Here is a 12,362-nt window from a genome sequence, read left to right on the forward strand (position 1 = left end):
AACAAATTAATATTGATTCGTTATATAAAATAAAGAAGAGCAAGATTATTACCAGCGGATTCGATTTTGTTATGTTGATTCTCTTTTAATGATGTTGGTTTCTAATTTAATTAACTGAAAAATCACTGGCAAATTTTTTCTTTTGATTAATTTTTTCAAATAGAATCGATGTTGTTCTTCTTCCAATTTGAAAACCCGTTTGGTCAATTGAGTATAGTTTTTGGGATATAACGCTTTACATAAAGCAATTGCTGAAACCTAAAACACCGATGCATTGTGGAATTGTAATCTCTGTTTCATTAAAGGATCTAATGATTCCTGAGGGACCTAAATTTGTAACGGCAAAAATAGCGTCGATTTTAGGGCGCTCGTCGATTGCTTCTGAGAAAAATAATGCAGGTAATAAGAATTCGTTTGGGCGTCATATTTCCAAGCGTTACTATTTACATCAAAAAAGCTCCATCTGTAAGGCGGTTTTCCCATTTCGGCTGGCCACCAATGGTAATAATCGCGGTACTTATTGTCTCTGGAACTTCTGGATTGTTGAAACCATTCATGCTCATCACTACTGTGATTTACCACTAAGTCCATGATGAGTTTAAGGTTTCTTTTCTGCATTTCTTTTAATAAAAGATCAAAATCTTCCATTGTTCCAAAATCTTTCATGATCTCACGATAATTACTAATATCATAACCGTTGTCATCATTTGGAGACGTGTAAATAGGATTGTTCCAAACCGCATCAATTCCTAAGCTTTTCACATAATCCAGTTTAGAAAAAATTCCTTTTATATCTCCAACGCCATCACCATTGCTATCTTTGAAACTTCTAGGATATATTTGATATACAGTGGCTTCTTTCCACCATTTTTTTTTAGTGCAGAAGCTGTTTTCTGCGCCATTAAAGAAGTACAGGATGAAAAACTCAAAAGTTGTAGTAGTGCCACTGCAGTAATTGTCGTAAATTTCAGCTTCATTGATTTAAAATGTAGGAGTGTTTGTTTTTTTTATCGGATTCATAAAAGCATTGATTTCTTGATTGGAGATTTTTGGATTTGCCCCTTCGTTTTTTGCTACAATCGCCCCTAACGCGCAAGCAAAATCAATTGCCTGTTGGGGAGTAGCATTATTTAATAGTTTAGAAAGTAGTCCTGCCAAAAAGGAATCTCCGGAACCTACCGTATCTACAACATTAATTTTGTAGCCACTATTGTAGTACATTTTTTCATTGTAATACAAAACCGCACCATGACTTCCTTTGGTTACACAAATGTGTTTTGTGTTAGTTAGCTCTGCAATAAAAAGTATGTTTTGTTCCAGTGAATGATAGGGGGAATTCATAGCAGCACTGATTTCATACAACTCATCATCATTGAATTTTATAAAATCAGACTGCATCATTAAATCAATCAGTATTGGTTGCGTGTAAAAAGGAGCACGTAAATTAACATCGAAAACAGCGTATTTTGCAAAATTTATCATTTCTAAAAGTGTCGCATGTGAAACGAAATCTCTACACACCAGGGTGCCAAAAACAAGCGCATCCGCTTTTTTGAGCTTGATTTTGTCTTCTGGAATACAAATAATTTTATCCCAGGCAACCGGATAATTTATGGTGTATGAAGCAGAACCTTTTTCGTTCAATTGAACAATAACTTGTCCGGTAGATAAGTTTTCGTCTATTTGAATCGAATCGGTATCAACTCCGTTTTTTTCAATAAAAGCTAGTATTTCTGTTCCGATTTCATTTTTTCCAATGCGGCTGATTATTTGAGCATTTACGCCAAGTGATGCGAGTCTTAATGCTACATTTAGTGGTGCACCGCCAATTTTTCTGTGTGTTGGGAAAACATCAAACAAAACTTCTCCGAAACAAATTATTTTTTTGGTCATGATTATTCTTTTTTTGATAAACTTTCAGATAGTTCTTCCAATGTTCTTCCTTTGGTTTCCGGCATTTTTGTAAATACCCAAATCAGTTGGAACACCATCATAATACAGAAGATGGAAAAAACGGTTGTAGTTCCAATTTCTTTAAACAAAAACGGAATAAATGATGGAATTAAAGCTGCTAAAATCCAGTGAACCGACGTGCCAAAAGAAGTTCCGGCGGCTCTTAATTTATTAGGGAATAATTCAGAAATAAAGACCCAAATTACGGCTCCCTGACCTACGGCATGACTAGCTATAAATAAGAAGAAAAATAATGGAACAGCCATTCCTTTCCATTCAAAATAAAAAGCGGTTGTTACTAATCCCAGAGAAATGATGTATCCTATAGAACCCAAATACATAAGAGTTTTTCTTCCGTATTTGTCAATTAGCGATATTCCAATCATGGTAAATATTAAATTAATCATTCCAATTCCAATACTGCTCAAAAAAGAAGCTGATTTCTCTAATCCGGCCAATTCAAAAATTCGGGGAGCATAATACAAGAAGGCATTAATACCGGACAATTGATTGAAAAATGCAATAAAAAACGCCAAGAGTAATGGTTTTCTGTATTTTGCCATGAAAATAGATTCGTTTTTTACTTCGTGAGATGTTTCTTTTTCAATAGCTGTAATTTCCGCTTCAACTGCTGCTTCACTATTGATTTGTTTCAAAATAGCGACTGCTTTTTCTCGGTCTTTTTTATATTCTAAAATCCAACGGGGACTTTCCGGAATTCCAAATACTAAAATAGTGTAAAGGAAAGAAGGGAACGCTTGTATTCCTAACATCCATCGCCATGCATTTTCGCCGATATCCTGTAAGTAATAGTTAGATGTAAAGGCAATCAAAATACCAAAAACAATATTAAATTGATATAAAGCCACCAGTTTTCCTCGGTCTTTAGCAGGAGCAATTTCAGAAACATAGGTTGGAGCAGCAATGGTTGAAGCGCCAATTCCTATTCCGCCAATAAATCTAAAAAGGGAAAAGAAAATGGGGTCATTGGCGAATGATGTACCTACTGAGGAAACAAAAAACAATAAGCCAATGATTATCAACGTCTTTTTTCGACCTAAAATATTCGTAGGGAAAGCACCAAAAACAGCTCCAATAACCGTTCCCCATAATGCCGATGACATCACTACTAATCCATGAAATAATTCTGAAGAACCCCACAATTGTTGCAGTTGTTTATCCGCTCCCGAAATTACTACGGTATCAAATCCAAATAAAAAACCTGCAAACGCAACAATAATGGACCAGTAGAGTATTTTTCTGTTATTCATTTTTTATAATTTATAGTTTTGGTTGAATCAATGATTTAGATTGTTACCAGATTCCTTTAATTCTATGAACAGTAAGGTTTTTTATTTCTTGTTTTTCATCTGATTGAATGCTCAGTTTTGTGTACGGCTTGTTCGGGAAAATTTGTTCCGTAAAACTATAAACGCCGCCGTTCAGAAAAATTTCTACAGAAGACCAATCCAAAATAATTTGGAAGTCCACATTTTCCGAAATGATCCATGGCGTTGCAGTTGTATGGATTTCTTTTCCAAAGTTTTCTTCGAAATTTACTATTCCGGAATGGCGTCGGTCTATTGAAAAAGTTTTCTGTGCAGCATCGTAATTCAAAACCAATGAATCGTTGACTTCATTAGAAAAAACCAGTTTTAAATTTTTTGAAGCTGCTTTAAATTTTATTTCAGATTGGTTGAAATTATCATAAGTAAATTTGATTTTTTGCATTGGTTTAATAATCAACAAATCCTCTGAGAATTCTAAAACCAGTTGTTTTTTGAATGGTTCAATAGGACTATTTTTTAGGACATAATTATTGTTTATTTTTACAAGAGAAAGCTCTCGAGGCAATGTCATGGCGCTTCTCCAATTTTTTGTGGGTGTATTTCTTGCATAAAGCCAATTGCTCATCCAGCCTATAAATATTCTCTTGTTGTCTGGCGTATTGTTATAAGTAACTCCTGCATAATTATCAGTGCCATTGTCAATCCATTTTATCTCTTTTTGGGTAATTCTAAAACTTTTCCCATCAAAATCACCCACGAAATATTGTGTTCCGGAACCGCCATGTGGTGCGCCAGGATTTATGCTGATGAGTAAAACCCATTTTTCTTCTTTTGAGCCAGCTACTTTCCATTTAAAAATATCGGGACATTCCCAAACACCGTCATGAGCACCGGTTATTTTGCCAAATTCACTTTCGAATTTCCACTTGATTAAATTTTCAGAGGTATAAAATTGAGCATGATCTCCGGCTACTAAAACCATATTCCAAAGATTAGTCTCTTTATTCCAAAAAACTTTAGGGTCTCTGAAGTCTTTTAAACCGGAATTTTTAACAATGGGATTTTTTTCGTACTTCAACCAAGTTCAACCCTCATCTAAACTATATGCCAACCCTTGCGTTTGATAATCCGTTCTGGCCGCTTTTTCGCCTGCCATATTATGATAGGTGAAAATTGCTATCATCGGTGGATTATCGGTTGTTCCCAAGCCGGAGGTGTTGTTTAGATCTACAACCGCGCTTCCTGAAAATATCATTCCTAATGTATCAGGAAATAAAACAATTTTTTTATGTGTCCAATGAATTAAATCGGTGCTGGTAGCGTGTCCCCAGTGCATTGGTCCCCAGACAATATCGTCCGGATAATATTGATAAAACAAATGATAAATCCCTCTGTAGAAAACCATACCGTTAGGGTCATTCATCCATTTTTTTTCTGGAGAAAAATGAAATTGAGGTCTAAACGGCTCTTTGTATTTCTGTGAGGAATCAATTTTTATTTTTTCAGATACCATAATCGCAATGGTTGTACGGCCTTCTTCTTTTTTACAAGAAAGCAGGAATAATGTACTTTCAAATAAAAAAAAAATTAACAGTGTGTTGGTTGCAAATTTCATCAAAAAAAATTTATTGTTATTTTATCTTTATAAAAATAGAGTTCTATTTTTTAATAATTTAAAATCGTTTCACTAAAAACGTTTTCGGTAAGTCGAAAACGTTTTCGAATTATATTCCATGTACTATATTCAACTATTCATTTTTTAAAGAAATAAATTATATAAGTTTGAAAATATTATTAAAAAAATACAACTATGATTTCAACATTTAAGAGTCTAGTCCTCCTGCTTTTAGTAAGTCCAACTGTTTTTGGTCAAGCTAAATCAGACGAATGGCATTTACAAGCAAATTCTAGGGAAAATTATTATGGTGTAGCCATGGCAAATGGTCAAATAGGAATTGTTACAGATGATACTCCTCTGAAAACAAAAGAAATTATTCTGAACGGAGTTTACGATGGCAGCCCCGAAAATGGCATTAGCAGGATTGTTCGCGGAATTGAGTTTTTGAATCTGCATTTGAACATAAACAATCAAGAAATTAAATCAGACAATATTGATAATTGGAGCCAAGTGGTTTCTATGAAAGAGGGGACAAGTACCACTTCATTTTCATTTAAAGATTTGGCAACTATTAATTATACAATTTTGGCTAATAGAGCTATTCCTTTTTCAGCAATGGCAATCGTTGAAATTACCCCTAATGAGGATGTAGAAATTACGGCTAATAATTACATGGTAGTTCCTGATGAATTGAAAGAGGCGAAAAGTCAATTTCGGGTTTTAAAAGACAATCAGTATTTAATGCCGGTTTTTGGAACAGTTGCTAAAACGCGAACTGGAAAATATACCGTTGCGGCTTCAACAACTTTTCTTTTCGACGGTCAGGGAGAAACTTTAAAGCAAACTAAAAATGAAGTTGGGTTTACTAAAAAATTGCAAAAAGGTAAAAAATACCGATTTGCAGTTGCAGGAGGAATCTGCACTTCGAAAGATGTTACGGATCCTTTGAACGAATCCGAAAGACAGCCAATATACGCTTTGCAGGAAGGAATTGATAAATTATTAAATCGTCATAAACAGGCTTGGGCCGAATTATGGAACACAGGTGATATTCAAATCGAAGGCGATTTAGATGCGCAACAACGCGTACGCTTTGCCTTGTTCAATTTGTATTCGTATATCCGTCCGGAAACCAGACAGAGTATTGCGCCAATGGGTTTGTCTTCACAGGGATATAACGGACATATTTTTTGGGACACGGAACTTTGGATGTACCCCACACTTTTAGCGTTGCAGCCAGATATGGCAAAATCGTGTTTGGATTACCGTTCAGACCGTTTGCAAAAAGCAAAGCAAAAAGCTTTTATTTATGGTTATAAAGGTGCGATGTATCCTTGGGAATCAGATGACACTGGAGAAGAAGCAACGCCAACTTGGGCATTGACCGGGATTTTTGAACAACATATTACGGCCGATGTTTCGATTGCTTTTTGGAATTATTACAGCTATACACAAGATAAAGTCTGGTTGAAAAAAGAATGGGCGGTTCTAAAAGAAACGGCTGATTTTTGGGTAAGTCGTGTAGTTAAAAATCAAGACGGGAGTTTCTCTATTTTGAATGTTGTTGGTGCCGATGAATATGCACAACACGTAGATGATAATGCCTTTACAAACGCATCAGCAATTGAGTCTTTGAAAAATACGATTAAAGCAGCCGTAATTTTAAACGAACCAATTAATCCGTTATGGAAAGAAGTTTCGGAGAAATTACTCATTCACAGGGAAAATGGGATTACTCAAAATTATAAAGGCTATCAGGGCCAAATGATAAAACAAGCCGATGTGAATTTGCTAGCATATCCTTTACACATAATTACAGACAAGGCTCAAATTGAAAAAGATTTGGAATACTACGCTGAGAAAATTGACAAAAAAGATGGTCCGGCGATGGCTTCTGGTGTTTTATCAGTTTTGTATGCACGATTAGGAAATAGAGAAAAAGCGTATCGTTATTTTGTAAAATCCTATTTGCCAAATAGTCGACCGCCGTTTGGTGTGTTTTCGGAATCAGCCAACAGTAACAACCCATATTTTGCAACAGGAGCGGGAGCGATGCTTCAGGCGGTTATTTATGGTTTTGGAGGAGTGGAACAAACAGATATGGGATTAAAATATAACAAAGGATTGCTGCCAAAACAATGGAAATCGTTAAAGATTATAGGAATTGGAGTTGACAATAAAACGATTGTTATAAAGTAATAAAATAAAGAAATCTTGCCACGAACGCATAATCATTCTATTTTGAGGATTGTTACTGTATTCGTGGCTTTTTTGTTTTTATCTTCCAATGGATTTTGACAGCACGCAAATTTTCAATAAAAAGCATTTGAAACAATATGTAAGAAACCAGACAATTACGTTTTTTACTATTTTGCTACTTATTATTTAAATTAAAAAAATAAAACGGAACAATAAAAGTATTTTTTTAAGTTATTTCTTCCAAATTTTATTTTTAAATTGTTAAATTTTTAACAATACGTTTTATAATTGTGATATTTTTAGCAACTTAAACTTAGATAAAAAAACGGATACGGTATGTCAGGAGTGCTATTTTGAAGTCTATAATGCATATTAAACTAAATTGTCAATTTATCGTAAAAAACTTCATTATGATGAATAATTCGCAATCTTATTTTCTAGCAGGATCGTTTATTGACTGATCCGTAATTAATTTCTAACTCACAAGCTATTTATTTGTTATAATAAGTTTTTTAATCTCTTTTTTTTGTGTTTTATATAATTTTAGTATTAAATTTTTAAGCTATTAATTTTAAAATCGAAAACGTTTTCGCTGCAACGAAAACGTTATAGTTTGTTAATATCTTAATATTATCATAAAATTATAATTATGTTTGATGTTAATATTTAAACAAACCATTTAAACAAATTATTAACCAACTTATTTATTACGTATGAAAAATAGTCTAATTAAAGGCTTGATGGTGTTTCTAACGGTACTTTGTACAAGTTTGACGTATTCGCAAGATGTGTCTGGTACAGTATCTGATGCTAGTGGTCCGCTTCCAGGGGCTTCTATCATAGTTAAAGGAACAACAAATGGAGCGCAAACTGATTTCGATGGAAAATTTACTATCAAAAACGTTGGCTCAAACGCAGTTTTAGTTTTTAGTTACATTGGTCTTAAATCTCAAGAGATAAATGTGGCTGGAAAAAGTACAATTAATGTAGAATTAAAAGAAGATTCGGCTCAACTGAATGAAGTAATTGTCATTGGTTATGGGACGGTTAGAAAGAAAGACGCAACTGGAGCGGTAGACATTATTACTTCAGAAGATTTTGATAATGTTGCTGCGACATCGCCTGCTGAATTATTGAGAGGTAAAGTGTCAGGAGTTCAGGTAACGCAATCCAGTGGTGAGCCAGGTGCAGGTGTTTCTATCAGAATTAGAGGGAATTCTTCTATACGATCAGGGAATGGACCATTAATCGTTATTGATGGAGTTCCACTTGACGGAGGAAATGTTTCTTCCGGAGGTTCTGAGATTGCTGATTTAGGGGCTTCTTCGGCTAAAAACCCATTAAATTTTGTGAATCAAAATGATATCGAGAGTATGAGTATCTTAAAAGATGCCTCTTCTACCGCTATTTATGGTTCTCGTGGTGCGAATGGAGTTATTGTAATTACGACTAAAAAGGGGAAGTCAAAAATTCCTCAGCTAACTTACAATACTTCTGTTAGTTTTAGTAAAATATCAGGTGATTTTAAGTTGCTTAACGGGGATGAATTTGTTGCTGCTGGTGGAGTTGATAAGGGATCAAGATCTTACAATTGGGAAGATGCTGTTTTGCGTGGAGGTTTCTCTAATAATCATGATATCGCATTCAGTAGTTCAACTGATAACTCAAATACTAGACTTTCATTTGGAGCTAATGTGACAGATGGAATTGTAAAAAATACGGGTATTGATAAATATACGGCGTCTTTTGCGAACACGAATGAATTTTTCAATAAAGCATTAAAAGTAGAATCAAGATTGCTTTATGCTGCAATAAAGGATGAAACAACTTTATTAAGTAATAATGCGGGCTACATAGGAAATTTAATTGGTAGTGCCCTTTACTGGAATCCGACTTTGCCAATTTATCAAGCCAATGGGGATTACACATTTGTGGGGACTGATTATTTAAATCCAGTACAGTTATTAAATGCCTATAAAGATTATACCAATACAAATAAGATATTAGGAAATATTAATGCTACGTTAAAGATTACGAATCATTTAAAATATCAAATTTTATTCGGTATTGAAACGTCAACATCAATAAGAAAAAGACAAATAGCTCCCACAATCCAAATTAATAGTCAAGATCTTGTAAAAAGTGATGCTGCTAATGGAGGTATTACCAAAAGAGGTTTTGCTGAAATTGCGGATTTAACTAAATTTAATAAAACATTAGAACATACACTTACATACACAAACGATTTTAGTGATAATTTATCTTTAAATGGATTAGTAGGCTATTCCTATTATTCCTATGATGTAGATGGTAGTAGTGCAAGAGGTCATGGATATGTTAAAGAACAAACAAATTTAATAGACAATATTCAAGGCGGTATTCAAGCAGAATTTAGAGCTTCGTCTTTTAGAAATAAAACAGAATTACAGTCCTATTTTGCAAGAGCTGAATTTGTTGTTTATAAAGATTTGATTCTTACAGGAACAGTACGTGCTGATGGATCCACTAAATTGGGTGCGGATAATAAATGGGGTTATTTCCCTTCTGTAGGTGCAGCTTACAAATTGATAAGCAGCAAAGACGGGGCGGTTAATGACTTTAAAATTAGAGGAAATTATGGGGTAACAGGAAATCAGGAATTTGCTGTAAATTCAGCGGTTTCTAAAGCTAATTATGGAAATGGTGGTTCGCCAAATACTATATCGGGAGCTAATAATTTATTGCGTTGGGAAACTACTAGATCCTATGGTGTGGGTAGTGACTTTACCTTCTTAAAAAATCGCTTAACAGGTTCATTGGATTATTTCAATAGAGATACAAAGGATTTAATTGCTCCTGTACCGCAAGCCACAGCTCAACCAGGGCCAGGATCAAACAGAAGTGTTAACTTACCGGGGAATCTGATTAACAAAGGTTTTGAGGTCGCTTTAAATTATAAAGTTATCGATACTGAGGACATGTCCTGGGACATTTCAGGGAATGTTGCTTTTTTAGACAACGTAATTAAAAATTTTGGTTCAGTATCGTTATTAGCAGGTGGAGTAAATGGTCAAGGTTTGTCCGGTGCTAATGCTGAAATTATCAAAGATGGTTACCCATTATATACTTATTTTTTATATGATTTCCGTGGGTATGACGCATCAGGTAATTCTATTTATGCTGCTGCTGATGGATCTGATACAGGTTTAGGTAATGCAGATAAAAAATTATTAGACAAACAACCGTTGCCAAAAATAAATTTAGGATTTTCCACTAATTTTTCTTACAAGAAATTTGATGTAGGAGCTTCGTTTTATGGTGCTTTTGGTCATTATTTGTACAATAACACGGCTAATGCTTATTTCTTTAAAGGAGCATTAATCGGAGGAAGAAACGTAACTCCAGAGGCAGCGGCTACTCCTCAGATTCAGTCTGATCCAAACTCACCGTCGACAAAATATTTAGAAAGTGGTGATTTCTTAAGAATGGGGAATTTAACTGTAGGATATACTCTTGAAGGGAATGTTTTAGAAAAATTAAAAATTAAATCAGCCCGTTTCTTTGTAAGTGGACAAAACTTATTCGTTATTACCGGATATTCTGGATTTGATCCAGAGGTGGATACCGATAAAGCTTTAAATGGAGTACCTTCTGCCGGTATGGATTATTTATCCTATCCTAGAGAAAAAAGTATCGCTGTTGGACTTAATGTAACATTTTAATTAACAAAAAATGAAAAGAATAAATATTATAAAAAGCATCTTTTTTATAGGTACAATTGCATGTAGTGTGAGTTGTACAAATTTAGAAGAAGAAGTGTTAGATGGCTATATCACTGCTGATGGCGCTGGTGGAAATGTAAATACGGGAAACTTTCTGCAATCAGCTTATGAAGGATTAAGAGGTTTTCAGGATCAAGACAAAATGTTTACAATGAACGAAATGTCTGGTGATGGATTGGTAGGCCCTACCAGAGGAGGCGACTGGGATGATAATGCTAAGTGGAGACAATTTCACGTTCATACTTGGGGATCAGATAATGTTGAAATTAGAAATGCATGGAACTCCTTGCTGACAAATGTTTATAATTGTAATTTAGTGATTAATAATACGGCAACTGCACAACAAAAAACGCAAGCTCGTTTTTTAAGAGCCTTTTATTATTATAACGTAATTGATTTATTTGGTCAAGCGCCTTACAGAGAAGTAGGGTCACTTATTACAGAAAATCCAAAATTCTGGTCTCGAAAAGAAGCTACTGCATTTGTTATTAGCGAGTTAGAAGCTGTTTTAGCTGATTTGCCAGCACGTGTTGCCAATGACGCAAGTATTGCAAATAAAGATGCAGGTAATTTTTTATTAGCGAAACTGTATTTAAATAAAGGAGTTTTTAATGCTGATAACGCTTCAGGTCCTTATACTTTTGATGCCGCTGACATGAATAAAGTAATCACTCACGTTAATGCGATTAATAGTTCATTAGCATCAGAATACTGGAGTAACTTTGCGCCAACCAACAATACATCTGGAGAAATATTATTTTCTTCTAAAAATGTACTTGGCACTGGTGGAGGTATTCAGTCCAGATGGAGAATGAGTATGCACTACAATCAAACTCCAGATGGTTGGAATGGTTTTGCAACGGTAGCAGAATATTACAACAGGTTTGCTGCGACGGATGACAGAAGACAACATACTTCTTCATCGATCATCGCTAATTTTGGTAATCCAATTGGTTTTCAAGCAGGACAAATGTTTGCTCCAGGAGGGGTAACTCCTTTGAAAGACAGAACTGGTAGACCATTGTTTTATACTTCAGCAGTTACCATGATTACAAGCGGAACTACTTTAGAAACAGCTGGTATACGTACTCAAAAATATGAGCCAGATAATGCTAATCTAGGGAATCCTGCTAATGATTATGTTTTAATGCGTTATTCTGATGCGTTGTTGATGAAAGCTGAAGCGGCCTTAAGAGGCGGTGCAGGTGGAGCAGCATCTGCTAAAATAATAATTGATCAAATAAATGTTAGAGCCAAATTGACGCCAAGTGCAAGCTTACCAACTTTAGATGCTGTTTATTTAGAAAGAGGTAAAGAATTATGGTATGAAGGCTGGAGAAGAAATGACATGATCCGTTTTGAGAAATTTTTAGCTCCAAGAGAGTTAAAACCAACTGCTTCAAATGGTAAATATGCATTGTATCCAATTCCGGCGGATGCATTGTTTAACCCTAATGTAGTACAAAACCCTGGTTACTAAAGATTTGTTTACTATTAATTGTTTTTTGAGTTAGTTTTAAAGAGGGTATTTATTACCCTCTT

General features: G+C 34.6%; 6 protein-coding genes and 2 pseudogenes. 3 read left to right on the plus strand and 5 right to left on the minus strand.

Going from position 1 to position 12,362, the window contains the following annotated elements:
* Positions 1-375: 375 nt before the first annotated feature.
* The 5 genes and pseudogenes from ACP7AV_RS03970 to ACP7AV_RS03990 form a co-directional block, all read right to left on the minus strand.
* A pseudogene (locus ACP7AV_RS03970) lies at positions 376-915 on the minus strand (alpha-amylase family glycosyl hydrolase); the annotation flags it as partial.
* 66 nt (positions 916-981) lie between these two features.
* Positions 982-1,893, minus strand: coding sequence for a carbohydrate kinase family protein (locus tag ACP7AV_RS03975; protein ID WP_426090852.1), 912 nt, complete (start codon positions 1,891-1,893; stop codon positions 982-984).
* Between the two features lie 2 nt (positions 1,894-1,895).
* Positions 1,896-3,224, minus strand: coding sequence for a sugar porter family MFS transporter (locus tag ACP7AV_RS03980; protein ID WP_426090853.1), 1,329 nt, complete (start codon positions 3,222-3,224; stop codon positions 1,896-1,898).
* Positions 3,225-3,267: 43 nt separating this feature from the next.
* Complete coding sequence (locus tag ACP7AV_RS03985) at positions 3,268-3,813, minus strand: GH32 C-terminal domain-containing protein (protein ID WP_426091104.1); 546 nt, start codon at positions 3,811-3,813, stop codon at positions 3,268-3,270.
* A 15-nt stretch (positions 3,814-3,828) separates the two neighbouring features.
* A pseudogene (locus ACP7AV_RS03990) lies at positions 3,829-4,857 on the minus strand (glycoside hydrolase family 32 protein); the annotation flags it as partial.
* A gap of 195 nt (positions 4,858-5,052) precedes the next feature.
* Between ACP7AV_RS03990 and ACP7AV_RS03995 the strand changes: the two are divergent.
* From ACP7AV_RS03995 to ACP7AV_RS04005, 3 genes are all read left to right on the plus strand, one after another.
* Complete coding sequence (locus ACP7AV_RS03995; RefSeq protein WP_426090854.1) at positions 5,053-7,059, plus strand: glycosyl hydrolase family 95 catalytic domain-containing protein; 2,007 nt, start codon at positions 5,053-5,055, stop codon at positions 7,057-7,059.
* Positions 7,060-7,772: 713 nt separating this feature from the next.
* Positions 7,773-10,760 carry a SusC/RagA family TonB-linked outer membrane protein gene (locus ACP7AV_RS04000; protein ID WP_426090855.1) on the plus strand — a complete coding sequence of 996 codons (2,988 nt, stop codon included), beginning with the start codon at positions 7,773-7,775 and terminating at the stop codon, positions 10,758-10,760.
* Between the two features lie 10 nt (positions 10,761-10,770).
* Positions 10,771-12,300 (plus strand): RagB/SusD family nutrient uptake outer membrane protein, encoded by a 1,530-nt coding sequence (locus tag ACP7AV_RS04005; protein WP_426062954.1) that lies wholly within the window; start codon positions 10,771-10,773, stop codon positions 12,298-12,300.
* Positions 12,301-12,362: the final 62 nt, after the last annotated feature.

This window comes from Flavobacterium sp. DSR3-2 (assembly GCF_049896525.1).
Lineage (GTDB): Bacteria > Bacteroidota > Bacteroidia > Flavobacteriales > Flavobacteriaceae > Flavobacterium.